The sequence below is a fragment of the Jeongeupia sp. HS-3 genome (genome assembly GCF_015140455.1).
Classification (GTDB): Bacteria; Pseudomonadota; Gammaproteobacteria; order Burkholderiales; family Chitinibacteraceae; genus Jeongeupia.
In genome coordinates this window covers 2,926,681-2,951,249 of record NZ_AP024094.1, presented here as the reverse complement: position 1 = coordinate 2,951,249, position 24,569 = coordinate 2,926,681, and the positions used below count along the sequence as shown (strand labels likewise).

The following is a 24,569-nucleotide window of genomic DNA, read 5'->3' as shown; positions in this document are numbered from 1 at the left end:
GGAAACTACTGTAGCGGGGATAGCCGATTCAGGCCAGCGCCAATCACCGCCAAACCGGACAAAAACCGGGCTTCAAATCCAGTGCAACGGTGCTGGCAAGGCGTGTGAAGCGCAGACAGTACAACCAGGTACGGCAAGCGAGCACAACGCAGCCAGCAGGATTTGGGGGCCGGTTTTAATGCCGGCGGCTGGCCAGCATCAGCAACACCACCCCGGCCAGCACCACGCCCATGCCGACCAGCATCGCCGCCGACACGTGCTCGCCGGCGATCAGCCAGCCCAGCAGCACCGCCACCGGCGGGTTCACGTAGGCATAGCTCGACGCCAGTACCGGCTTGGCGTGCGTCAGCACGTAGACGAAGGCGTTGAAGGCGATCAGCGAGCCGAACACGGTCAGGTAGGCGAGCGCAGTCCAGCTCTGCCAGCCGACGTGATCGGGCATGACTTCGCCGCGCAGTTGCGATACCACGGCCAGTACACAACCGGCGGTGAACATCTGGATGCCCGCCGACATCGGCCCCGGCGGCAGCGGCAGCCGGCGCTGCCATACCGCGGCGAACGACCACACCAAGGCCACGGCCAGCAGCAGCGCAAACGCCCACGCGGCACCGCCGAAGCGCGTGTCCTGCTGCAGCAAAATCACCCCGCCCAGACCCAGCGCCACGCCCAGCCATTCGAGCCGGTGCGGCCGGTTGCCCCAGGCCCAGTCGAACAGCACCGCGAACAGCGGCGCCACCGCCAGCAGCAGGGCCGCCAGCCCCGACGGCACTTCGGTTTCGACGACGCACACCGCGCCGTTGCCAAACGCCAGCATCATCGTGCCTATCATCATCGCCGAGCGCGCCTGCTGCCAGCTCGGCCATGGTGCGCCGCGCAGCTTCAGCCACGCCAGCATCAGCCCCCCGGCGATGGCAAAACGCATCGAAGCCATCATCAACGGCGGCAAATCCTCGACCGCGTAGCGGATACCGAGGTAGGTCGAGCCCCAGACGATGTACATCAAGAGGAGCGAAACGATGAGGCGCGAGTCGAATGATTTCATTTTCAACAGCTTACCGGGACGAGTGGTAATCCACACGTCACAGCCACGCTTTAAATATGCCGTCACAGCCCCATTTGGATTTGATTGATACCACCCAGGATTGATATTGATCCGGATTGATATCGACCCGATTGACGCCGCAAGGATCGCACCATGAGCCAGATGACCCCGCAGGAAATCGTTCACGAACTCGACAAACACATCGTCGGCCAGTCCGCCGCCAAGAAGGCCGTGGCGATCGCGATGCGCAACCGCTGGCGCCGCCAGCAGGTGACCGAACCGCTGCGGCACGAAATCACCCCGAAGAACATCCTCATGATCGGCCCGACCGGCGTCGGCAAGACCGAGATCGCCCGCCGGCTGGCCAAGCTGGCCGATGCGCCGTTCATCAAGGTCGAGGCGACCAAGTTCACCGAGGTCGGCTACGTCGGCAAGGACGTCGACAGCATCATCCGCGATCTGATGGAAGTCGCCTTCAAACAGGTGCGCGATTTGGCGATCAAGAAGAACCGCGTCCGCGCCGAAGACGCCGCCGAGGAACGTATCCTCGACGTACTGCTGCCGCCGCCGAACAAGGCCTACGCCAGCGCCAACGACGACGAACAGGGCAAGGAAACCCGGCAGAAATTCCGCAAGATGCTGCGCGAGGGCAAGTTCGACGACAAGGAAATCGACATCGACGTCGCCCAGGCGATGCCGGAAATGAATGTGTTCGCGCCACCGGGCATGCCGGGCATGGAAGACCTGAGCGGCCAGCTGTCGCAGATGTTCAAGGGCGCGTTCGGCGACAAGAAAAAATCGCAGAAGCTCAAGATCATCGATGCGATCAAGCTGATCACCGACGAAGAAGCCGCCAAGCTCGTCAACGAAGACGACATCAAGGCCGAGGCACTGAAGGCGGTCGAGCAGAACGGCATCGTGTTCATCGACGAAATCGACAAGGTCACCAGCCGGGCCGAAGGCGGCTCCGGCGAAGTCAGCCGCCAAGGCGTGCAGCGCGACCTGCTGCCGCTGGTCGAAGGCACGACGGTGAGCACCAAGTACGGCATGGTCAATACCGACCACATCCTGTTTGTCGCCAGCGGCGCGTTCGCGCTGGCCAAGCCGAGCGACCTGATCCCCGAACTGCAGGGACGCTTTCCGATCCGGGTCGAGCTGACGTCGCTGTCGGTCGACGACTTCAGCCGCATCCTCACCGAAACCGACGCCTGCCTGACCAAGCAATACCAGGCGCTGCTGGCGACCGAAGGCGTCGAGGTCGAGTTCACCGCAGACGGCGTGCGCCGGCTGTCGGAAATCGCCTGGCAGGTGAACGAGGCGACCGAAAACATCGGCGCCCGCCGGCTGTACACGGTGATGGAAAAGCTGCTGGAAGAAATCTCCTACGACGCCCGCAGTGGCAAGGTAGTGATGGACGCCGCCGCGGTCGAAGCCAAGCTCGGCGAAGTCGCCGGCAACGAGGATCTGGCGCGCTTCGTGCTGTAAACGGAAAGTCCGGTGCATGGGCACCGGCGGCTTGCCATGCCCCCCGGCCCGATGACATCGGGCCGGGCGCGCAGGAACCCCACCATGCCGCTCGAATCGCTCGACCATCCCGTTCTGATCGTCAAATTAATGGCAGACGCAGGTTTTCAATGGATCGAGCCGGTGGACGCGCACTTCCGCCTTATGCGCTGATTCGGTTCTGGCCGTAGTTATTGATTCAGGACGATTAGTTTCCCGTATAGGGTGGATGGCATAGGTCATGACACCCGCCTTCCTGGCTAGTCGGCAGACAGCGTTATCCACATACAACAATATCGCCACAAATAAACTGCCTTTCATCCCCAAAGGCCAATGGGTTAGGCTATAAAACCTTGCGCAAATACAGCTTGCCTTCCAGCTCCGGGCCGTAATGGTCGGGCACCAGCCCACAGGGCATGAAGCCGTTTTTGCCATAAAATGCGATCACATCATAATCGGCCGGATAGGTATGCAGGTTCAGGCTATATACCCGATGCGTTTTCATCTCTGCGCAAATGTACTGAAGCAATTGAGAGCCATACCCCTGCTTTCTTAACTCGGCAGCAACGGCCATCTGCATCAGTTCGGCGCTTTGCCAGTGACCACCCAGCTCGATCGGACGCTCGTCGATCAGTACGCTGGCAATGGCATATGGCGAATTGTCTTCGGCCAGAATGGCAAAATACTGGGCGCCACAATATAAAAGCCGGTCGATTCTCTGTCGCAGCCAGCTCAGATGAGCAGGATTCTGCAAATCAAATTCGCTGTATTCGGCATAGCCGAGCATGGGGAAAAATGGCTCGATGTCGGCCAGGGTATTCAATTTGCGGATGACTGTATTCATTTCAATACTGGGCAGAGGCATATTCATGCCAGCATTGAAACACCACTCCCTATGGATCGTATACCATAGCCATAAGGGTTGTTACGCGGAAACGACAGCGTAAAACCAAAATATCCAGCGGTATTCCAGCCGGTAAAACAAGCCGCTTAGCTGTCGCATCCCGGACGATAATATAAGCCCTCGCAGCTGGCGACTTCACTGTGCCCGCCATGCGCTTGCTAAGCTGCGAGCTTCCCTGACGAGGTCAGCCCGATGATCGTCCAACTGCACCAGCGCGCCCGCACCACCCCGGCCATTCGCGCCGAAATCCAGGCGGCGCCGACCAGCATACCCAACACCGAACTGGCACGTCGCTACGGCGTCACCGTGGATACCATTCGCAAGTGGCGCCAACGCCAGGACGTACAGGATCGTTCTCATACGGCGCATCGACTGCAAACCACGCTGACGCCCGCGCAAGAAGCGGTCGCAGTACAACTGCGCCAAACCCTTAAGCTGGGGCTGGATGATTGCTGGTGGTGATCCGCGAGTTCCTGCATCCGACGGTCTCCCGCTCCGGACTGGATCGCTGCCTGCGCCGCCACGGCGTCGGCAGCCTGCATGCGCTCGAACCGACACAGCGGGCGCGCAACAGCAAACCCTTCAAGGATTACGACCCTGGCTTTGTCCATGTCGACGTCAAATACCTGCCGCAAATGCCGGACGAAACCACCCGCCGCTATCTATTCGTCGCCATCGACCGCGCCACCCGCTGGGTGTTCGTGCAGATCAAGCCCAACAAGACCGCTGCAAGCGCGAAGGCATTCCTGGCCGCCTTGGCCAAAGCCATCCCGTTTAAATTGCAGATCCTGTTGACCGACAACGGCAGTGAGTTCACCGATCGCTTGTTCAATAAAACCAAGACCGCCAGCGGCGAGCATGAGTTTGATCGGCTGTGCACAGCGCTGCAGATTGAGCACCGGCTGACCAAACCGCGCCATCCGCAAACCAACGGCATGGTTGAGCGTTTCAACGGCCGGATCAGCGAGGTACTGGCGACGCATCGCTTTGAGTCTGGCGAGGATTTGGCGCAGACGTTGCAGCGCTATGTGTGGCTGTACAACCAGCACTTACCGCAACTGGCCTTGCAACACCGAACGCCGCTGCAGGCGATGAAAGATTGGCAGCAGCGACGGCCGGATTTATTTGTTAAGCGCGTGGTGAATCGTCCGGGACTGGACACTTAGCCCCGTCGCACCGCCAGTTGGCGGCTTGCAGTCCGAATAGACCGGACCCGATTGAATACAGTCCTCGTGCCCATTGCCGCCCTCCCCTTTTGCAGCGCCGTATCCAGTGCCTGCGACCCGCGCCGGCTGCCACTCGACCGTGAAAAAACGGTCAGTGGTACATGCAGCACGACAAGGCGCTGAACGCGAGCTACCGCAAGCTGACGGCGGCTCCGGATGCGGCCGCGAGGAAACAAAACGGCTCAGCGCCACGTTACGCAATGCACTACCCGTCCGGCTCGGTGTCAGCGCAGGCCTAGCGGTAGCAAAAGCGGCTACGCGGCTCTGCCATTACCACCAGGCATGAAAATGGTGAACCGGGCCGATCCCCTTGCCGATCTGCAAGGCATCGGCCTCTTTGATCGCCGCGCGCAGATAGGTGCGCGCGGCGGCTACCGTCGTAACCCAGTCGGCGTGGCGCGGTCGCAAGGCCGCGAGTGCCGCCGACAAGGTGCAACCGGTGCCGTGAGTGTTCTTGGTCCGGATGCGCGCGTCGGCGAAGCGGTGTTCGCCGTCGCGGGTGATCAGCCAATCCGGGCAGATTTCTCCTTCCAAATGCCCCCCCTTCATCAGCACCGCCTTCGCCCCCGCTTCCAGCAGCGCCCGGCCCTGCCGGCGCATCTCGGCTTCGTCCAGCGCGACATCGCAATCGAGCAGCGCCGCGGCTTCGGGCAGGTTGGGCGTGATCAGTTCGGCCAGCGGCAGCAGCTGCGTGCGGATCGCCTCGACCGCGTCCAGTGCCAGCAGCGGGTGGCCGCCCTTGGCGATCATCACCGTGTCGAGCACGACATTCGGTATCGCATGCCGGCGCAGGCCGTCGGCGACCGCATGGACGATGTCGGCATTGGCGAGCATGCCGAGCTTGGCGGCGTCGACGCGGATGTCGGCAAGCACGGCATCGAGCTGTGCGGCGACGAAATCCGGCGGCACCGGGTGCACGGCGAACACGCCCTGGGTGCTTTGCGCGGTCAGCGCAGTCAGCACGCTCATGCCGTAGGCGCCGAGCGCCGAGAAGGTTTTCAGGTCGGCCTGAATACCGGCGCCGCCGCCCGAATCCGAGCCGGCGATCGTCAGTGCGTGGACCTGGCTCATGCGCGGGCCTCCGTGATTTCGTTGAACAATGCCCGCGTCGCCAGCGCCACGTCGGGCTGGCCGCAGATCGCCGACACCACGGCGACGCCGTCGGCACCGGCGGAGATCAGCGGCGCGGCGCGGCCGAGACCGATGCCACCGATCGCGACCGCCGGGCAGCGCTTCGCCTGCATCAGCGCGGCAAACTCGGCGACGCCGATCACCGCCGATGCATCCTGCTTGGTGCCGGTCGGGTAGGCCGGGCCGACGCCGATGTAATCGATCAGCGCCAGCGGCACGGCGGCGAGCTGCGCGGCATTGCTGGTCGACAGGCCGACGATCTTGCCGGGCCCGACGAGCCGGCGCACTTCGGCCACCGGCAGGTCGGCCTGGCCGACGTGGACGCCGTCGGCATCGATGGCCAGCGCGATGTCGATGTGATCGTTGATGATCAGCTTCGCGCCGGTCGGCGCCAGCGCTGCCTTCAGCGCCACCGCGGCGTCGAACCACTGGCGTTTTTTCCACTGCGGCGCGCGCAGTTGCACCACGGTGGCGCCGTTTTGCGCCGCGATCACTGCAGTGCTGACCATGCCGGCTATACCGCCACAGAGGTCGGGATCGAGCACGAGGTAGAGCGAAAGATCGATGGTGTTCATGCGGTGCTCACTCAGCTGGGGGCAACAGTTGTTCGGGCTGGATCAGATACAGCGCATCGAGAAAGGCCGGCGTGAACGAGCCCGGGCCATGCGCCACATCCATCGCGCATTCGCCGCAGATCGCCATCACCGCGCAGGCCGCCGCGACGGCGTCGAGCTTGTTGTCCGCGCCGGCGCAAAACGCCGCAACCACCGCCGACAGCGCGCAACCGGTGCCGACCACGCGCGTCATCAGCGGATCGCCCCAAGGCACGGCCCAGGTTTTTTCGCCATCGGTGATGTAATCGGTTTCGCCGGTGACGGCGACGATGGCGCCGGTATCGCGCGCCAGCTGTTCGGCCGCCTCAACCGCCGCATAGGCGCTGGCGGTGCTGTCGACGCCCTTGCCGGCGCCAATGAACCCGGCGAGCGCGAGGATTTCCGACGCGTTGCCACGGATCGCCGTCGGCTTCAGCGCCAGCAGCTCGCGCGCCGCGCCGGTGCGGTAATCGAGCACGCCGACGGCAACCGGATCGAGCACCCACGGCGTGCCGGCGGCCTGTGCGGCCTGTGCGGCGCGGTGCATCGCGGCAAAGCGTTCGGGATACAGCGTACCGACATTGATCAGCACCGCGCCGGCGATGCCGGCAAAGGCGGTGACTTCTTCTTCGGCCACGATCATCGCCGGGCTGGTGCCCAGCGCGAGGAGTACGTTGGCGGTGATGCCTTGCACGACTTCGTTGGTCAGGCAGTGCGTCAGCGGCGCGGCCGCGCGTACACGGGCGAGTTCGGCGGCGACAATGGCGAGCGGAATGGGCTTTGCGGACGGTCTGATAGACGATCTGATAGACATATGGGCTCCCGGACAGGCGAGGGAAGCCATACGACTTCCCTACGCTGGCATGATCCAGATCAGGTGTGCGGGTTCCTCTCAGCCGCCTGCGCAAAGCGCCCCGGGCGGCGCCCCGAGTCAAGGCTTGATTGTCCGGCGCTGGATGCGGCGCGGTCAATGACGTAAAACAAGGCTTCGATGCCGGCGGCCAGAATGATTGCATCAACAATTATTACTACTGTGACAAAATAAGGCCGTCGGCCACAATGGCCACTCGAACGAGCCTTGCATCACGAACCCGAAGGAAAACCGATGTCCAGCCTGCGTAAACTCTTCGACGGCTTTTTGCTCTCGCTGATCCTCGCCATCGTCGTTGCCAACCTCGCCCCGGCGCTCGGCGCCAGCGGCGGCGTGCTGCAGATGGACTGGATCACCGCGATCGGCATCAGCGTGGTGTTCTTCCTCAACGGCGCCTCGCTCGCGCCCGAGCGGCTCAAGGCCGGCGCCGCCAACTGGCGGCTGCACCTGCTGGTGACGACCAGCACCTTCGTGATTTTTCCGCTGATCGGGCTGGCGCTGTATTTCGGCCTCTCGAGCTGGTTGCCGGCGGCGCTGCTGCTCGGGGTGTTCTACCTGTGCGCGTTGCCGTCGACGGTGTCGTCGTCGGTGGCGATGACATCGATGGCGCGCGGCAATGTCGCCGGCGCGGTGTTCAACGCCACGCTATCCAGCCTCTTGGGGATGATGATCACGCCGCTGCTGGTCGGCCTGCTATTCCAGCACAGCGGCCATGGCCTCTCGCTGCTCGAGCAGTTGCGCTCGATTGCGATCCAGCTCTTCCTGCCGTTTGTGGCCGGCCAGCTGCTGCGCCCGCTGCTGAAGGAACTGCTGCTCAAGCACCGGCAACTGGTCAATTACGTCGACCGCGGCGTGATCGTGCTCATCGTCTACAACTCGTTCTGCGATTCGGCGATGGCGCACATCTGGTCGAACTACAGCGTCGGCATGCTGCTGTTCGTGGCCGCCATCGTCAGCGTGGTGCTGTTCGTCGCCTTGTATCTGACGCGTTTTGCCGCACGCCGGGCCGGTTTCAGCGTCGAAGACGAAATCACCGCGGTGTTCTGCGGCTCGAAAAAGAGCCTTGCCGCCGGCATCCCGATGGCCAAGCTGATCTTCGGCGCGCACCCGGCGCTGGGGCTGATCGTGCTGCCCATCATGTTCTATCACCAGATCCAGCTTTTCGTCTGCTCGATCATCGCCAAGCGCTATGCCGAGCGGACGGATCACTCCGATACCCCGACGGCATGAAGTCACGCTTGCATGGCCTACATCCGCTGGCACCGTTAGGATGAAGCCATCCCTCGCCGCGTGATCCTGCGCGGCCAGCTGTCATTCTGGAGAGCGTGCATATGATCGACCCGAACACGCAGCGCATTGTGATCGTCGGCGGTGGTGCCGGCGGGCTGGAGCTGGCCACCCGGCTGGGCAAGCGGCTCGGCCGCGGCAGGCGCGCGAAGATCATCCTCGTCGACGGCTCGCCGACGCATATCTGGAAACCGCTGCTGCACGAGGTCGCGACCGGCGCGCTGAATACCGGCGAGGATGAGGTCAACTACTTCGCCCACGCCCACCACCACGGCTACGAGTTTGAATACGGCTGGATGGACGGGCTTGATCGCGAACGCAAGCTGATCCGGATTTCACCGGTCGTCGACGAATACGGCCACCAGATCGCCGCGGCGCGCGAGCTGGCCTACGACACGCTGGTGATCGCCGTCGGCGCGGTACCCAACGACTTCGGCACGCCCGGGGTCGCCGAACACTGCCTGTTCCTCAATACCCAGGACGATGCCGAGCGGCTGCGCAAACGCATTCTGTCCGCAGCGTTCTCGGTCACCAGCGGCGACGATCCGGCCAGCGAGCTGCGCATCGGCATCGTCGGCGGCGGCGCCACCGGGGTCGAGCTGGCGGCGGAAATCCACCACACCGTGACCGAGCTGCACGCCTACGGTGCGCAGTTCCGTCCCGAACAACTGCAGATCTACATCATCGAAGGCGCCAACCGCATCCTGGCCGGCGCGCCCGAGGCGATGAGTCTGTACGCGACCGAGGAACTGGCCAAGCGGCATATCGACGTGGTGGCCGGCGTGCGCGTCGCCTCGGCCGACGAGCGTGGTTTTGCGCTTGCCGATGGCCGCCGGGTCGACGCGGCGCTGCGGATCTGGGCCGCCGGGGTCAAGGCGCCGAACTGGCTGGCGACGCTAGGTTTGCAGGTCAATCGCGCCAACCAGATCATCGTCGATGCCGCGCTGCGCTGTATCGATGATCCGGCCATTCGCGTCATCGGCGATTGCGCCGCGGCGCCCGATGGCGACAGCGGCAAAACACTCTCGGCCACCGCCCAGGCGGCCCGGCAGGAAGCCGAATGGCTTGCCGATGCGCTGGTTGCGCTCAATCGCGGCGAGATGCCGGAACCGTTCGTGTTCAAACCGCAGGGCATGCTGGTGTCGCTGGGCAAGTACCGCGCCGTCGGCAGCCTCGCCGCCATCGTCGGCCCCAAGCGCGATTATCACGTCGAGGGCCGCAGCGCCAAGATGATGTACGTGTCGCTGTACCGGATGCATCAGGCGGCGATTCACGGCTGGCCGATGGCGATGCTGCTGTGGGCAGGCGACAAGCTGAAGAAGGCCGCGCGGCCGACGCTGAAACTGCATTAGCCGTTTGCTCGCCGGTCGGGGCAGGCGGCGCTGGGCGGACTCGGCTAGGCTGAAACATCCTGCCGACAAGCCCGCCGCATGTTTCCCAGCCTGCTCACCGACCGCCCCGGCCTCTGGCTGCTGTCGAGCGCCATTTACCTGACGCTCGCAGCCTTCATGCTGCTGATCTGGTGGCACCGCCGCAACGACACCAACGTCGGTCTCTGGGCCTCGTCCGATCTGCTCTCGGGTGCCGCGCTGCTACTGATGTCGCAGGCGTGGCTGGCGCCGCTGCCGGCGGCGATGCTCGGCAACGCCGGCCTTCTGGCGACGCCGGTACTGAGCGAATGGGCGTTGCGGCGCACACTGGGCCGCGACACCGCCGATGCCTGCCGCGACATGCTGCTGCAATGCGGCGGCGCCTATGTGATCTGGATGACCGGCATGCTGGCCGGGCTGACGCTGCCGCAGCTCGGCGCGGTCATGGCTGCCGGCCTGGTCTGGCTGAATGCACGGGTGGTGGCGCTACTGCTCGGCGCGTCCTTGCCGCAACACGCGCTGGCGCTGCGGCTGTTGATCGCGGTACACGCGCTGTTTGCCGCACTGCATCTGTTGCGCGGGCTGCGCAGCATGCAACTGGCGCCCGCCGCCCTTGAGCATGACCCCTTGTTGAATGGTGCACTGCTGGCGGCGGCACTGCTGATGATAGGCCGCGATCTGGGTTTCCTGTGCTTCACCCACGCGCGTGCCGAAGCCGGATTGTTTGAGGCGCACACCGCGCTGCTGCGCCGTGCCAATGAAGACATCCTCACCGGCATCGGCAGCCGTCGCCACTTCGAGGCAACCGTGCCGCTGATGCAGGCACAGGCGCAGCGCCAGCATCTGCCGCTCACGCTCTTGCTGCTCGATGTCGACCATTTCAGGGCAATCAACGACCGCTTTGGCTATCCGGCCGGCGATCAGATCCTGATCGCACTGGCCGGCGCCCTGCGCCATATCGGCCGCAACGGCGACCTCTGCGCCCGGATCGGCGGTAATGAATTCGCGCTGCTGCTGCATGATTGCGCCGCCGATGCCGCCGGCGCCCTCGGCAAGCGACTGACCGACGACATCGCCCTGCAGGTGCAAACGCCGGATGGCACGCCGGTATCGGTCAGCATCGGCAGCACCGCGCTGCTGCCGCACGAAGCACTGCAGACCGCTCATCTGCGCGCCGACGCGGCCCGTCATGCCGCCCGATCGGCCAAACAGCGCCGCGCCATCGCCAGACCGCCACCGGCCATGGATCACGGCAGCCGAATGTAGCGGGCATTTCCGGATGATCGTTCCTACATTGAAAGATCGAAAGATCGCGTTCCCAACAATGACCATGCGCCCTTATTCCCAAGTGGCCCGGCTCTTGGCGCCGGCCCTGCTTGCCCTGCTGCTTGCCGCTTGCGGTGGCGGTGGCGGTGGTGGCGGCAGCACCGACCTCATCGCCGGCGGCACCACCACGCCTGTGCCGACCCCCGCGCCACAAGAAGCCTTTGTCGTCGACTGCATCGGCGCCTTTTGCGGCGCCGACAACCCCAACCGCTACACCGGCCGCGATGTCGGCCTCTGGCGCTACCGCAATGTCGGCACCGGCCCCGCCGAGATCCAGATCCGTATCGACAACGTCAGCAGCAAGACGGCGACACTCGTCTACAGCAACGAATCGACCAGCGACATCACCCTGCCCACGGTGACACTCGACAACGCGGCAACGCAGAACGTCATCCGCGACGCCATACCGACAACGCGCGAACGCCACACCCCGCCGCAGGTCGACGAATTCAACGCCCGCGGTTTTGCCGCGCTGCTCACTCAAACGCCGGACACGGCGCGAATACGGGCAAGCAGAACCGGCGAATTTGCCGTTGGCGCCACCCGCAGCTGGCTCAACCAGGACGATAACGGCAGCGTCAGCCAGCGCAGCACCACACTGCGGCGGCAGCTCTCCACCACCAGCGGCCGACAGGTCAATCTGTGGCTGGAGAACAGCGAATACGGGTCCGCCAAGGTCAGCGATGCCATCCTCGATACCCTGGCAGCGACCTTCGCCAGCGGCAGCAACGCCATTTACCCGCTGGCAACCGGCATCGCCGGCGACCCCTGGGGCAGCGTACCGCCCGCCTCGGCGGCGGCGCTGATCGGCCCGGATCAGGCGATCGACCTTGTCATCGTCAATCAGAATGGCAACGGCAAACCGTATGGCGTGGTTGCCTATTTTTATAGCGGCAACAACTTCGTGCGCAGCAGCGCCACCGCCAGCAGCAACGAAGCACTGGCGATTTTCGTCGATTCGGAAACGCTCTACCTCGACGGTGCAAGCGGGCTGACCTTCTCCAAGAGCACGCTCGCGCACGAACTGGCACACATGATCAACTTCTACCAGCGCGCGGTGCTGCTCGGCGGCAACTACGCCAACGCGGTCTGGCTGGAAGAAATGACGGCGATGATGATGGAGGATCTGCTCTCGACCCAGGTTACCCCGGGCTACAACACCATCCGCGACGACCGCTTCCCGGCGTGGCTGGCCAATGCCGAGTACAACTGCCCGCTGACGGTGTGGCAAACCACCTCCACCTGCTTCGGCTATGACGTTTCCGGCAGCTTCGGCGGCTTTCTGCTGCGCCATTACGGTCTTGGCTTTTACCAGACGCTGCTGCGCGACAAGGCTTCAAGCGATTCGGTCGCCGTACTCGACGACGCCATTCGCCGGGCCAGCGGGCCGGGGCTCAATATTGCATTTCAGCGCTGGGGCACCAGTATCGCGCTGCTGCCGGCCGCCGCATCGCCGGCCGGCTTCGGCTACCCGGCACGCAGCGATAACGGCTTTGCCCTGGTGGCGATCAGCGGCCCGGATTACGCCAGCCGCCGCCGGCTGCCGACGGTGCTGCCAAGTACGCTGTCCGGCTACGGCCATTTCCCCTTCGTGCGCCGCAACCTGCCAGTGACGTACACCGAGCGCGTGGTGATTCCGGCGCATACGACGCTGTCGGTGATCATCCAGTAGCGCCGCATCGTGGAGGAACGGAAGATGCATGCTGAATCCAATAGCACCGACGAACTGAAGTTCGGCTCGGCGCTGGTCTTCGCCTTCGTCGGCCTGCTGATCACGGCAATCCTCGCCGGCTTCCTGTCGGTCGGCACCGACTGGAAGCCGAGCGACGTTGTCGCGCTGGTCGGCGTGTTCACCAGCCTGATCGGCACGCTCGTCGGCGCCTTCCTCGGCGTACAGATCGGCTCGTCGGGCCGGCAGAAGGCCGAGCGGCTCGCCAACCGCGCACTGGCGGCACTGCCGCCGGAAAAGGCGAACGAGGTGCTCGATTGAGCGCTCAGCCGCGCAATTGTCGCGCCGCGTCGATCGCGTAGTAGGTCAGGATCGCATCGGCGCCGGCACGCTTGAACGCCAGCAAGGATTCCAGCACCACCTTGTCGCCGGCCAGCCAGCCGTTCTGGATCGCCGCCTGCAGCATCGCGTACTCGCCCGAAACCTGATACACGAAGGTCGGCACCTTGAACTCGTCCTTCACCCGCCGGACGATGTCCAGATACGGCATGCCCGGCTTGATCATCACCATATCGGCGCCCTCCATCAGATCGAGTGCGACTTCGTGCAGCGCTTCATCGCTATTGGCCGGGTCCATCTGGTAGGTGGATTTATTGGCCTTGCCCAGATTGCCGCTCGAGCCGACCGCGTCGCGGAACGGGCCGTAGAAGGCGCTGGCGTACTTGGCCGAGTAAGCAAGGATGCGCGTATGAATATGACCATCGGCGTCGAGCGCGCTGCGGATCGCACCGATGCGGCCGTCCATCATATCGCTCGGCGCGACCATATCGGCACCGGCGGCGGCGTGGCACAGCGCCTGCTTCACCAGCGCGGCCACGGTGACGTCGTTGAGCACATAGCCGTCGTCATCGCCACTGGTACCCAGAATGCCGTCCTGACCGTGCGTGGTGTACGGGTCGAGCGCGACATCGGTGATCACGCCAAGCTCGGGAAACGCATCCTTGAGCGCACGCACCGTGCGCGGCACCAGACCGTGCGGATTCCACGCCTCAAACGCGTCGAGGCTTTTGTAGCCCGCCTCGATCACCGGGAACAGCGCCAGCGCCGGAATCCCCAGTTCGACCGCCTCGGCGGCGGTCTTCAGCAGCAGGTCGATGCTCTGGCGCTTGACGCCCGGCATCGATGCGATGGCTTCCTCGCGCCCTTCGCCATCGAGCACGAACACCGGCAGGATCAGATCGGCGCTGCTCAGCGACGATTCGCGCATCAGCCGGCGGGAGAAATCGTCGCGGCGCATCCGGCGCATGCGGGTGGCGGGAAAGGCGCGGAAAGCGGTCATTGCATAGCCTCGGCTATCGAATTCGGGTGCGGTGATTTTACCCGAGCCACGCCGCGCCTTCCGGGTACAACTGGCCTTGATTTGCGCACCTAGCTGTAACGCGCCAGCGTGTAGTCAAACGCCGGTAACGCGGCCGGACGGCCGAGCATCAGGTCGACCAGCAACTGCGCCGAACCGCAGGCCATGGTCCAGCCGAGCGTGCCGTGGCCGGTGTTCAGCCACAGCCCGCCCATGCCCGACGCACCCACCAGCGGCGTGCCATCGGGCGTCATCGGCCTCAGGCCCGTCCAGGCTTCAACCTCGCCCAGATCACCGGCATCGGGGAAAAGCTCGGCGGTCACGCGCTTGAGCGTGGCAATGCGGCGCGGATCAATGCGCAGGTCAAACCCGGCGACCTCGGCCATGCCACCGACGCGCAAACGGGTATCGAAACGCGTCAGCGCGATCTTGTTGGTTTCATCGAGCACGGTCGAGCGCGGCGCGGCGTCCGGATTGTGCAAGGGCAGCGTGATCGAATAGCCCTTGACCGGGTAAACCGGCAACGCCAGCGGCCGGGCCAGTGCACGGCTGGCGCAGCCGGCGGCCAGCACCACCGCATCGGCCGTGATCTCGTCGCCGCCGGCGAGCCGAACGCCAACGACAGCGCCATTGCGGAACAGCAGCGAAGCAACGTCGGCGCCGTAGCGGATCTGCACGCCATCGACCACGACCCGCTCGGCCAGCCGCTCGGTAAAGCGGCGACAATCGCCGGTTTCGTCGTTCGGCAAGCGCAAGCCGCCGGCGACCTTGTCGGCAACGCGAGCGAGCGCCGGCTCGTATTCAAGCACGCCAGCAACGTCGAGCAACTGGTGCGGCACGCCGATCCGCTCGAGGATGGCGGCATCGCGCCGCGCCGCGGCCAGCTGCGCCGGATCGCGCAGCAGCTGCAGCGTACCGAGACTGCGTTCGTCGTAGTGCAGGTCAAGCTCGGCGCGCAGGCCGCGCAGGCAATCGCGGCTGTATTCGGCCAGTGGCACCATCCGCGCCTTGTTGCGCTCGTACGCGGCATGGCTGCAGTTGGCGAGCATCCTCGCCAGCCAGGCGAGCTGGAACCACGAGCCGTCGGGGCGAATTTTCAGCGGCGCATCGGGCGACAGCAGCCAGCGCAAGGCTTTGAACGGCACGCCGGGCGCCGCCCACGGCGCGGCATAGCCGGGCGATACCTGGCCGGCGTTGGCGAAGCTGGTGCCGAGCGCCGGGCCGGGCTGCGCGTCGAGCAGCGTCACCGCACAGCCTGCCGCGTTCAGGTAATGCGCGCTCGTCACGCCGATCACCCCTGCTCCGACCACGATCACCCTCATCCCGAATCCTCGCCGGCCCGCCGTTTCGGCGTAGCATTGTCTGAAGACCATCAATGTCGGTGATCCTGCTCGCGCCGCCCATCAGGTAAAGCCGCTACGGTACTAACCTGAGGACGCCGACGCCGACCTTCACAGGGTAGCCACCACATGAACTGGATGCTGGAAACCGAACTGTTCGGTCGCCTTTGCGTCGCCGTACTGATCGGCGGGCTGATCGGAATCAACCGCTTTTTGCACCGCAAACCGGCCGGGCTGCGCACGCACGCGCTGGTGTCGCTGGGTTCGGCGCTGGCGGTGATGCTGGTGTTCCGCTTGCCCGGCAGCGATGCGCAGGCGTACTCGCGCGTCGCGCAGGGCTTGATTACCGGCATCGGCTTTCTTGGCGCCGGCGTGATCCTGCATCACCCACAGAAATACCGCGTCCAGGGGCTGACCACCGCCGCGTCGATCTGGGTCACCGCGATTCTCGGCATGGCCTGCGGCGCCGGGATGGGCGGGCTGGCGCTCGGGGTGATGGCGCTGGCGCTGGTGGTGATCAATTTCGGCGGCAACCTCGAACACCTCGCCGAGCGGCTGCTGCACCGCTGGCGCGAGGAAGACAGCGCGCCGGGCGCCGAGCATGACCGGCGTCAGGGCGAACGTCGCGACGAGAGCTAAGGCGACGCGCGCAGCATATCGACGTGTTCGATGCCGTCTTCCAGATAAGGCTCGCCGCTCACCTCGAAGCCATGCGCCGCATAAAACCGCTGCAGGCGCGCCTGTGCGCCGATCCGGTTTCCCTGCCCCGGATAGCGTTCTTCGGTACAGCGCAGTGCCTCGGCCATCAGCGTATGACCGGCACCGCTACCGCGCGCAGCCGGGGTAACGATGACGCGACCAATCGACGGCTCGGCATACTTGGCTTCGGGCGGCAACAAACGCAGACAGGCGACGATGGCGCCGGCAGCGTCGGTACCAAGCAGATGCAGCGATGCCTGATCGAAGTCATCAAGCTCGGGATAGGGACACGTTTGTTCGACCACGAACACATCGACGCGCAGCTTCAGGTAGGCGTACAGCGTCGCGACATCGAATTCGTCGAAACGGTACCAGCGCCAGTTGATCGTCATGTCTAACTCCACAAAAGCAAACGGGCCACAAAGTGGCCCGCAATCATAGATCGTTGAGTGGTTCAGTCGGTGAGCGAGCCAAAGCAGATCGAATTCGCCCGAAGCGCAGACGCCGGAATGGACATATGGTCCATGAGGACGTCGAGCATCGGACGGGTCCGAGCTGCGAAGGCGCAGCCGCCGAATGAGCCGGTTAGGCCAGCAGCTCGCGCCAGCGTGCCACCTGCAAGCGCACCTGTACCGGCGCGGTCCCGCCGACATGGTTACGTGCGGCAAGACTGCCCTCGGACGTCAGCACTTCGGCGACGTCGTCGGTAATCAGCGGCGAGAAGGTCTTCAGTTCGACGACGGCCAGCTCGGACAGATCGCGCTTCTTCTCTTCGGCATAACGCACCGCCAGCGCCACGGCTTCGTGCGCATCGCGGAAGGGCAGGCCCTTCTTCACCAGATAGTCGGCCAGATCGGTCGCGGTGGCGAAGCCTTGCTTGACCGCGCGCTCCATCGCTTCCGGCTTGACGGTGATGCCGCGCATCATGTCGGCGTAGATCCGCAGTGTGTCGCTCAGCGTGTCGACGGTGTCGAACAGCGGTTCCTTGTCTTCCTGATTGTCCTTGTTGTACGCCAGCGGCTGCGCCTTCATCAGCGTCAGCAGGCTCACCAGGCTGCCGTTGACGCGGCCGGTCTTGCCACGCACCAGCTCGGGCACGTCGGGGTTCTTCTTCTGCGGCATGATCGAAGAACCGGTACAGAAGCGGTCGGCGATGTCGATGAAGCCGAAACGCGGGCTCATCCACAGGATCAGCTCTTCGGACAGCCGCGACAGATGCGTCATCGTCAGCGCGGCGGCGGCGGTGAATTCGATCGCGAAATCGCGGTCGGACACCGAATCGAGCGAGTTTTGCGTCACGCCGTCAAAGCCCAGCAGCTCGGCGGTGTATTCGCGATCGATCGGGTAGGTGGTGCCGGCCAGTGCGGCCGAACCCAGCGGCAGCCGGTTGACGCGCTTGCGGGCGTCGATGAAGCGTTCGGCATCGCGGCCGAGCATCTCGACGTAGGCGAGCATGTGATGGCCGAAGGTCACCGGCTGCGCCACTTGCAGATGGGTGAAGCCCGGCATCACCGTCGATGCATGGGTGTCGGCCAGATCGACCAGCGAGCGTTGCAGCTCGTGCACCAGGCCGACGATCGCATCGATGGCGCCGCGCAGATACAGGCGGATGTCGGTGGCGACCTGATCGTTGCGCGAGCGGCCGGTGTGCAGGCGCTTGCCGGCGTCGCCGATCTTGTCGGTCAGGCGGCGCTCGATATTCATGTGCACGTCTTCGAGATCCAGCGACCATTCGAAGGTGCCGTTGCGGATTTCGTCGATGATCTCGGCCATGCCGCGCTGGATGGCGGCGAGGTCGTCGTTTGACAGCACGCCGACCTTGTTGAGCATGGTGGCGTGCGCGAGCGAGCCCTGGATGTCGACATCGGCCATGCGGTTATCGAAGGTCACCGAGGCGGTGTAGCGCTTTACCAGTTCCGTAACCGGTTCGTTGAAACGGCCGGACCAGGTTTTGTTGACGGCGTCCTGCATGGCTTTAATCCCGAGAGTGCTGAAGCTTCAAACCTGCCGATTATACGGATGTCGGCAGCGGATCGCTCGACTACCGGTCGGGATGCGGCGGTTTTCTTACAGTCACCAGCCGGCAAAAAACAGCCACCACGCACTCGCAAACGGCACCAGCCCGGCGGCAAAGACCGCCAGCGCCGGCAGCCGGCGCAGCAGCCCGGCGCCGCGCGTCGCGGCAATCCGCCACGCCAGCCGCAAGGACCACGCCAAAGCCAGCGTCAGCAAGGCGAAGCGCGCATCGCTGACCCACCAGGTCGCCAGGCCTTCGTGCTTGAGCAGGGTCACGGTCGTCGCCGACAAACCGAGAAACACGCCGCAGCCGGCGGCCGGGACCAGCGCCTGTGCCAGCCTGTGCACGCTGTTTGTGTCGCGCTGCGGCAACAGCCGGTCGGCCAGCAGCAGCGTCAGATACAGCCCACCACCGACGACGATGGCGGTCGTGAAGATAAAGCCGAGGATGGCCGCGCCGTCGAGCCAGCTGAAGCTGTCGTTCATTTCCGGGTAGTGCGTCAGCAACCACCACGGCGCGTTGTCATTCAGCGGCCAGAGGATGTCGCGGTCGATCAGCCATTCGGCCGCCCACTGCTTGGCGGCGATAAGCCACGGGCTGGCACTCCACAGGAAGGCGCCGAGCGCCAGGCCCATCATGCCGAAGACGATCAGCACGGTCTGCCACGCGTCGCCATGGGCTACATCGACGATCTCTTCCTCGGGCGAACGCGCGGTCAGCGCGATCGCGTCGCGATGGCCCGAGCAGCGGCCGCACATATGGCACTCGGCCGCGCCCTGCATATGCCGCAGCGGCACCAGCGGCGCACAGTTAATGGGGATGATTTTCTTGCCCGAGCCGGCAAAGTCGCGCCACTTCTGCTCGTCGACCTTGTAGCGCCACGGCGCGAGCTTGGACAGCAGCTGGAACACGCCGTTGACCGGACACAGGTAGCGGCACCAGATGCGCTTGCTGCGACCGTACCAGAAGCCGACGCCGATCGCCGCGACGGTCGAACCGCCGAGCACCAGCAGCACCGCGAGCGGATATTGATACACGCTGACGAGCTGGCCGTAGATGGTGGTACCGGCGAAGGCGACGAAGGGCCAGCCTCCCCAGCGTATCCACTTCGGAATCGGCTTGTTGCGGCCGCGCTCGCTCATCCACTCGGACAACATGCCCTCGGGACAGAACCAGCCGCACCAGGCGCGCCCCATCAGCGGCATCGACACCAGCACGAAGGGCCACCAGATGCCCCAGAACGCGAACTGCGCCGCAACGGTGAGGTTGTTGAAGACGTGCGCGGTTTCGTCGGGCAGCGGCAGGAACACCGGCACGACGATCAGGAACACGTAGATGGCGACGACGCCCCACTGCAACATGCGCAGCACGGCCTTGTGATCGCGCAGGAAGTCGCCGAAGCGGGCGATGCGCAGCGAAATCGCGCTCATTGCCGTATCAAGCCTTGCGACCGACGCGGCGCAGGAAGCCGACCGCCGAGACCCAGTACGCCAGCCACAGCCCCAGCACCAGCAAGGCCGGGTGCGAGCGGTAGCCAGCAAAATCGGCGAGCAGCTTGCCGATGCCGGCCGAATCGTCGAGCAGGCCCGAGCTGTCCCAGAGCGGATCGACCAGCCCCGGCAGCGCACCGATCGACACCAATCGCTCCAGACCGCCAACCAGCAGCGCCCCGGCGAGCAGCAGCAAGAGAATTTCGGTGAACTGGAAGAAGCGCCGCCAGGTGAAAACCTTGCCGCCCAGCTGCAGCAGCCAGAAGGTTGCGAACGCCAGCAGCAAGCCGGCCAGCCCGGCGCCGGCGTAGCCGAGCATCTGGCCGCCATCGGCGGTCGCGAGCGTGCCGTAGAGGAAGACCACCGTTTCGCTGCCTTCGCGGCCGACGGCGATCATCACCAGCACCAGCAGTCCCCACCAGTTCTGCTGCTGCACGCGTTCGCTCATGCCGCTTTCGAGCTCGCGCTTGAGCGTGCGGCCGTGCTTCTTCATCCAGTACACCATCTGCACGATCAGCGCGGCGGCGACCAGCGCCATGCCGGCCTGGAAGTACTCCTGACCGTCGTCGGAGAGGAATTGCGAAATCCCGAGGATGCCCAGCGCCAAGAGGCCGGACAGCGCCAGGCCGGCGGCGACGCCGCCCCACAAGTAGCGCAGGCCGCGCGGGCCGGCGGCCGGGCTGGCCTTGAGCCAGGCATAGAGGATGCCGACGACGAGAAGCGCCTCGACGCTTTCGCGCCAGACGATGAACAGGACCTGATCCATGTTGAATCCTTGGCCGTCGCTACTGCGGCGGCGTCATGGGCGCAGCCGGCAGGCCGCGTCCGAAAGCTTACTTGACGACGACGGTGCCGCGCGCCTGCGGGTGGAAGTCGTCGAAATACACGTACTCGCCGGGGCTGGTGGCGTTGACGACGACGAACGAGGTCACGCCGGGGCCAAGCACCTTTTCCTTGCGCAGCTGGATGCTCTCGAACTCGGCCGGCGACTTGCCGGCATTGGTGATCTCGATCTTGAAACGCTGGCCCGCCGGCGCCTCGAAGCGCGTCGGCGAGATCGTGCCGTCCTTGATCGTCACCTTGAAGGTCGGCAGATCGACGGCGTTGGCGCCGACCATCAGCGTCGCTGCGGCCAAACCCATCCAGAACTTGTGCATCGTCATTTCCATTCAAAGTGGTCGGTATTGCGGCTGCAGCCTAGCGTGATCGCATGGTTGACGAATACACCGACCGTCAAAGCACTCGCCTACCCCGATCGGCGAGCGAGCCAAAGCAGTTTGTTCCCGCCCGAAGCGCAGGGACCGGAATGGGCACTGGCCCATGAAGATCCCGAGCACCGGACGGGGACGAAATGCGCAGGCGCAGCCGCCTAATGGCGCAGGTTTTTAGTAGCCGCCCTTCTTGCCGGTACCGGCATAGCTGAACTCGTAGTTCAGCTCGAACGGCTTGAACCATGGGCCGACGCCGGTTTCCTTGTCGACATGGCGGCCGAAGTGCGCCATCGGATTTTCCGACGGCGGCAGGATGGTGTACTTGAGCTTGTACTTGCCCGGACCTTCAAGCTTGACGTTGTCGCCATAGTGCGGGCCGTCGCTGGCGACCATGGGCATGAAATCGCCCTTGACCACGTTCTTGCTGCCGACCTTCTGGATCTCGTACTTGACCAGCAGGTAAGGCATCCACTCGCCTTCGGCAAAGCCGTTCGGGTTGTCCTTGACCGCATGGATGTCGGCTTCGAGGTGAACGTCCGATTTGGCCGCGTCGCGCATCATGCCCGGCGGGTCCATCTTCACCGGCTGCAGGTAGACCGCGCCGATTTCCATTCCGGCCTTGATGGCCGGCTTGCCGATCGGATATTCGGCGGCAAACGCAGACAAAGGCAGCGCCACGGCGGCGGCAAGGATCAAACGTTTCATGAAAAGTTCCCCTGGTGAGCTTGAAAACGACAATCGCAGTTTACGCCCATGAAAACGATCAAGAAGCATTCTCGTTTATAAACGGCAGAATTCACCTTTTCCGAAGCGGCGCCCGCTGCAACCCCGGGGTTGACCCGTATAATCTTCCGGCTCGACTTTGCCCGATAATACGAGGCAGGGTGGCTGAGTCCACCCGCAATGGAGAAAACGCCAAGATGGCCAGAGACATGAAGAAAACGCGAGCAAGCAGCAACAGCAGTGGCGGCGGATCGCTGATCACCGGGCTCGTTGTCGGTCTGCTCGGCGGCGTGGCCGTCGCGGTGGGTGTCGCGCTGTTCCTCAATCGCAGCGACAGCCCGTTCAGCAAGCAGGTTGATACGCCACCGGATGCGGTCGGCTCGGCGCCCGGCGCGGCGACCACATCGCCCGAGGTGCTGCACCCCGGCGGCAGCGATACGGCCACGCCGGCGCTGCCCGAAGTCGCCGCACCGGCAGCAAGCGCCCCAGAAGCCGCCAGCGGCGCCGAACGCTTCGACTTCTACAAGGTGCTGCCCGAACTGAACAAGAACGACAGCAAGCCCGCCGTGGTGGATGCCAAGCCGGCCGCACCGGTCAAGAAGGCCGAAGCGAGCCCGCCGGCCAAGGTCGAAGCGCCCAAGGGCGCCTACCTGCAGGTCGGTGCATTCCAGAACGAACAGGAAGCCGACAATCTCAAGGCCAAGCTGGCGCTGCTCGGCACCGAAGCGACGATCCAGTCGAGCGCCTCCGCCGACAAGGGCTTGTGGCATCGGGTGCGCATCGGCCCGTTCACCAGCCTCGCCGAGCTCGACAAGGCGCGCGCCCACCTCAAAAATAGCGGCATCGATAGCAGTGTCGTCAAAGGGAACTGAGCGACACCCGAGCGACTCAGATATCCCACCCAACCAGGAGAGACAAGCATGATCAAACGCTGGATGACGGGCATCACCTTCGCCCTCGTCGCCGCCACCGCCGCACACGCCGAAATCCGCGAAGGCACCGACTACAAACGCCTGGCGACGCCGCAGCCAGTGGCGCAGGCCGGCAAGGCCGAAGTCATCGAGTTCTTCTGGTACGGCTGCCCGCACTGCTACACGGTCGAACCGTATGTGGAAAGCTGGGCCGCCAAGCTGCCCAAGGATGTCAATTTCCGCCGCGTGCACGTGATGTGGCCGGGCCGCAGCGATATGGAAGGTCATGCCAAGCTGTTTGCAGCGCTGCAACAGATGGGTCTGGAAGCCAAGCTGCAACAGGCCGTGTTCAATGCCGTGCAGCGCGACGGCATCGAGCTGCGCCGCGAAGCCGACCTGTATCCGTGGATCCAGAAACAGGGTGTCGACCTGGCCAAGTTCAAGGCGGCCTACAACAGCTTTTCCGCCAGCACCGAGCTTGGCAAGCTGGCCAATCTGACCAGCACCTACAAGATCGACGGCGTGCCGACCTTCATCGTCAACGGCAAGTACGTGACCAGCCCGGGGATGATCGGCCGCGAAGACGGCACCATCACTAAGGTGATCGACGCGCTGATCGCCAAGGACAAGGCCGCAGCCAAACCGGCGGCCAAGGCCAAGAAATGATTCCGCTGACGCGGACGTAAAAAAGGGCGACCGGAGTCGCCCTTTTTTACGTCTATCCCGATCAGAAGTCGGTGTAGGTGCCGAACAGCACGCGGTAGGTATCGGCGTCGTTGGTGTACGACGGATTGCCCGGGCCGTCGGCGCCGACGGCACCGAATTTGTCGTTCATCGTGTAGTGGAGGTCGGCGTAGCCGCTGGTACTCTTCGACAGCGCGTACGTCCAGCGTGCGGCAAAGGCATTGCTGGCGCTGTCGTCGATCTTGTTGCCGTTCGCGTCCTTGGCATCCCAGAAGTAGCTGTAGGTGAAGCCGAGGCGGTTCTTGCCGAAGGTGTACAGCGCTTGCAGGAAGGCGTTGCTCTGCTCGGTGCCGCCGTCGACGACGGTCACGACACCCTCACCCTGCGCATCCTGTTTCCACCAGCGATAACCGGCTGCGAGATCGACATCGCCCAGCTTGAGCCGGCCGGCACCGAAGGCGAACTTGTCTTCCTTGCCTTCGGAATTGGCAAGCTGAGTACCGCTGACACCGGAGGTTTCCGGATGCGAGAACTGGTAGCCGGCGTCGATGCGGAACGTAGCGGCCTCGTAGCCGAGCAATACTTCGGCAGTAGCACCACGCGGTGCATTTTCATTTTCATTCGTCTGGTTACGGAAGCTGCCCTGCGCCGCCAGCGTGAACCCGCCGAAGTTCGGCGAGTAATAGGTGATCGAGTTGGTCGGGTTGTAATACAGCAGGCCCGGATCGCTGAGGTACTGGCCCGAACCGTCGAGCGAATACGTGCCGTCGATGCGGTTGTAGATCGGCGAGAACGATTTGCCGAACTGCAGCTGACCCCAGCTGCCGCGCCAGCCGCCCCACGCTTCGCGGTTGCCCCAGGTACGATCCGAGCCCATCGAGTTGACCGAGTTGCCGCCATCACCGGCGACGCGGTAGTTCTCGGCGCCGGTCCAGATTTTCCAGATCACTTCGGAACCGTTGTCGAGCTTGTCGACACCGGTGAAGAACAGCCGCGGCTCGACGTCGAGCTCGACCTCGCCCTTGAAGCCCTTGGCATTGCTATCGTGAAACAGGATGTCGGCCTCGATCGAGCCGCCGATGGTGACTTCGGCTTGCGCCAGCGGCGCAGCAAGGCCGGCGAGCAGGATGACGAGAGAGTGTTTGAGCTTCATGGCAGCTTTCCTTTTTTTATGACAACACATTAACTGATTGTCATTTTCGGCTTGCTCCACAC

23 protein-coding genes, 1 pseudogene and 1 riboswitch are annotated in these 24,569 nt (G+C 64.3%); of the genes and pseudogenes, 10 read left to right on the top strand and 14 right to left on the bottom strand.

What is annotated here, in order from left to right; all coding sequences use genetic code 11:
* Positions 1-175: 175 nt before the first annotated feature.
* Entirely contained in the window at positions 176-1,042 is an 867-nt protein-coding gene (gene yedA / locus JLC71_RS14205; RefSeq protein ID WP_200916095.1) for a drug/metabolite exporter YedA, read from the bottom strand.
* A gap of 153 nt (positions 1,043-1,195) precedes the next feature.
* On the opposite strand from yedA, the gene hslU reads away from it, so the two are divergent.
* The gene (gene hslU, locus JLC71_RS14200) at positions 1,196-2,527 is read left to right on the top strand and encodes an ATP-dependent protease ATPase subunit HslU (RefSeq protein WP_236250909.1); all 1,332 of its coding nucleotides are present in this window, start codon (positions 1,196-1,198) and stop codon (positions 2,525-2,527) included.
* A 361-nt stretch (positions 2,528-2,888) separates the two neighbouring features.
* On the opposite strand, the gene JLC71_RS14195 is transcribed toward hslU, so the two are convergent.
* Positions 2,889-3,416 (bottom strand): GNAT family N-acetyltransferase, encoded by a 528-nt coding sequence (locus tag JLC71_RS14195; RefSeq protein WP_200916094.1) that lies wholly within the window; start codon positions 3,414-3,416, stop codon positions 2,889-2,891.
* A 225-nt stretch (positions 3,417-3,641) separates the two neighbouring features.
* On the opposite strand from JLC71_RS14195, the pseudogene JLC71_RS14190 reads away from it, so the two are divergent.
* Positions 3,642-4,615: pseudogene (locus tag JLC71_RS14190) on the top strand (IS481 family transposase).
* Between the two features lie 330 nt (positions 4,616-4,945).
* On the opposite strand, the gene thiD reads toward JLC71_RS14190, so the two are convergent.
* The 3 genes from thiD to thiM are packed head-to-tail and all read right to left on the bottom strand — an operon-like array spanning position 4,946 to position 7,213.
* A complete protein-coding gene (gene thiD, locus JLC71_RS14185) occupies positions 4,946-5,746 on the bottom strand; it encodes a bifunctional hydroxymethylpyrimidine kinase/phosphomethylpyrimidine kinase (RefSeq protein WP_200916093.1) in 801 nt (266 codons plus the stop codon).
* Complete coding sequence (thiE, locus tag JLC71_RS14180; RefSeq protein ID WP_200916092.1) at positions 5,743-6,381, bottom strand: thiamine phosphate synthase; 639 nt, start codon at positions 6,379-6,381, stop codon at positions 5,743-5,745. The genes thiD and thiE overlap by 4 nt, the downstream gene beginning before the upstream one ends.
* A gap of 7 nt (positions 6,382-6,388) precedes the next feature.
* The gene (thiM, locus tag JLC71_RS14175; RefSeq protein ID WP_200916091.1) at positions 6,389-7,213 is read right to left on the bottom strand and encodes a hydroxyethylthiazole kinase; all 825 of its coding nucleotides are present in this window, start codon (positions 7,211-7,213) and stop codon (positions 6,389-6,391) included.
* 19 nt (positions 7,214-7,232) lie between these two features.
* Positions 7,233-7,338: riboswitch (TPP riboswitch) on the bottom strand.
* Positions 7,339-7,504: 166 nt separating this feature from the next.
* Here thiM and JLC71_RS14170 point away from each other — a divergent pair.
* The 5 genes from JLC71_RS14170 to JLC71_RS14150 all read left to right on the top strand — a co-directional run bounded on the left by JLC71_RS14170 (position 7,505) and on the right by JLC71_RS14150 (position 13,243).
* Positions 7,505-8,500, top strand: coding sequence for a bile acid:sodium symporter family protein (locus JLC71_RS14170; RefSeq protein ID WP_200916090.1), 996 nt, complete (start codon positions 7,505-7,507; stop codon positions 8,498-8,500).
* Positions 8,501-8,601: 101 nt separating this feature from the next.
* Entirely contained in the window at positions 8,602-9,909 is a 1,308-nt protein-coding gene (locus JLC71_RS14165) for an NAD(P)/FAD-dependent oxidoreductase (protein ID WP_200916089.1), read from the top strand.
* A gap of 78 nt (positions 9,910-9,987) precedes the next feature.
* A complete protein-coding gene (locus JLC71_RS14160; protein ID WP_200916088.1) occupies positions 9,988-11,193 on the top strand; it encodes a GGDEF domain-containing protein in 1,206 nt (401 codons plus the stop codon).
* A gap of 64 nt (positions 11,194-11,257) precedes the next feature.
* Positions 11,258-12,925: a M30 family zinc metallopeptidase gene (locus JLC71_RS14155; protein ID WP_200916087.1), complete on the top strand. Its 1,668-nt coding sequence runs from the start codon at positions 11,258-11,260 to the stop codon at positions 12,923-12,925.
* Between the two features lie 24 nt (positions 12,926-12,949).
* On the top strand, positions 12,950-13,243 hold the full coding sequence (locus tag JLC71_RS14150; protein WP_200916086.1) for a hypothetical protein: 294 nt from the start codon (positions 12,950-12,952) through the stop codon (positions 13,241-13,243).
* A gap of 4 nt (positions 13,244-13,247) precedes the next feature.
* Here the strand turns inward: JLC71_RS14150 and hemB are convergent, their stop codons facing one another.
* Together hemB and JLC71_RS14140 are read right to left on the bottom strand one after the other, a co-directional pair.
* A complete protein-coding gene (hemB, locus tag JLC71_RS14145) occupies positions 13,248-14,261 on the bottom strand; it encodes a porphobilinogen synthase (protein WP_200916085.1) in 1,014 nt (337 codons plus the stop codon).
* A gap of 89 nt (positions 14,262-14,350) precedes the next feature.
* Positions 14,351-15,601 (bottom strand): D-amino acid dehydrogenase, encoded by a 1,251-nt coding sequence (locus JLC71_RS14140; RefSeq protein ID WP_200916084.1) that lies wholly within the window; start codon positions 15,599-15,601, stop codon positions 14,351-14,353.
* A 147-nt stretch (positions 15,602-15,748) separates the two neighbouring features.
* Here JLC71_RS14140 and JLC71_RS14135 point away from each other — a divergent pair, with 147 nt between their 5' ends.
* Positions 15,749-16,258 carry an MgtC/SapB family protein gene (locus JLC71_RS14135; RefSeq protein ID WP_200916083.1) on the top strand — a complete coding sequence of 170 codons (510 nt, stop codon included), beginning with the start codon at positions 15,749-15,751 and terminating at the stop codon, positions 16,256-16,258.
* On the opposite strand, the gene JLC71_RS14130 is transcribed toward JLC71_RS14135, so the two are convergent.
* The 6 genes from JLC71_RS14130 to JLC71_RS14105 all read right to left on the bottom strand — a co-directional run bounded on the left by JLC71_RS14130 (position 16,255) and on the right by JLC71_RS14105 (position 21,741).
* Entirely contained in the window at positions 16,255-16,710 is a 456-nt protein-coding gene (locus JLC71_RS14130) for a GNAT family N-acetyltransferase (RefSeq protein ID WP_200916082.1), read from the bottom strand. The two genes, JLC71_RS14135 and JLC71_RS14130, sit on opposite strands and share 4 nt — an antisense overlap.
* A 193-nt stretch (positions 16,711-16,903) precedes the next feature.
* Complete coding sequence (gene argH, locus JLC71_RS14125; RefSeq protein WP_200916081.1) at positions 16,904-18,289, bottom strand: argininosuccinate lyase; 1,386 nt, start codon at positions 18,287-18,289, stop codon at positions 16,904-16,906.
* Between the two features lie 102 nt (positions 18,290-18,391).
* Positions 18,392-19,765: a 4Fe-4S binding protein gene (locus tag JLC71_RS14120; RefSeq protein WP_200916080.1), complete on the bottom strand. Its 1,374-nt coding sequence runs from the start codon at positions 19,763-19,765 to the stop codon at positions 18,392-18,394.
* A 7-nt stretch (positions 19,766-19,772) separates the two neighbouring features.
* Positions 19,773-20,591 carry an FTR1 family iron permease gene (locus JLC71_RS14115; RefSeq protein ID WP_200916079.1) on the bottom strand — a complete coding sequence of 273 codons (819 nt, stop codon included), beginning with the start codon at positions 20,589-20,591 and terminating at the stop codon, positions 19,773-19,775.
* A gap of 67 nt (positions 20,592-20,658) precedes the next feature.
* Positions 20,659-20,982 carry a cupredoxin domain-containing protein gene (locus tag JLC71_RS14110; protein ID WP_236250908.1) on the bottom strand — a complete coding sequence of 108 codons (324 nt, stop codon included), beginning with the start codon at positions 20,980-20,982 and terminating at the stop codon, positions 20,659-20,661.
* 228 nt (positions 20,983-21,210) lie between these two features.
* Positions 21,211-21,741, bottom strand: a complete 531-nt coding sequence (locus tag JLC71_RS14105; protein ID WP_200916078.1) for an iron transporter — start codon at positions 21,739-21,741, stop codon at positions 21,211-21,213.
* 179 nt (positions 21,742-21,920) lie between these two features.
* Here JLC71_RS14105 and JLC71_RS14100 point away from each other — a divergent pair, with 179 nt between their 5' ends.
* Both JLC71_RS14100 and JLC71_RS14095 read left to right on the top strand, forming a co-directional pair.
* On the top strand, positions 21,921-22,631 hold the full coding sequence (locus tag JLC71_RS14100) for an SPOR domain-containing protein (protein WP_236250907.1): 711 nt from the start codon (positions 21,921-21,923) through the stop codon (positions 22,629-22,631).
* Between the two features lie 48 nt (positions 22,632-22,679).
* The gene (locus tag JLC71_RS14095; RefSeq protein WP_200916077.1) at positions 22,680-23,336 is read left to right on the top strand and encodes a thiol:disulfide interchange protein DsbA/DsbL; all 657 of its coding nucleotides are present in this window, start codon (positions 22,680-22,682) and stop codon (positions 23,334-23,336) included.
* A gap of 61 nt (positions 23,337-23,397) precedes the next feature.
* Here the strand turns inward: JLC71_RS14095 and JLC71_RS14090 are convergent, their stop codons facing one another.
* Positions 23,398-24,507, bottom strand: a complete 1,110-nt coding sequence (locus tag JLC71_RS14090; RefSeq protein ID WP_200916076.1) for a porin — start codon at positions 24,505-24,507, stop codon at positions 23,398-23,400.
* Positions 24,508-24,569: the final 62 nt, after the last annotated feature.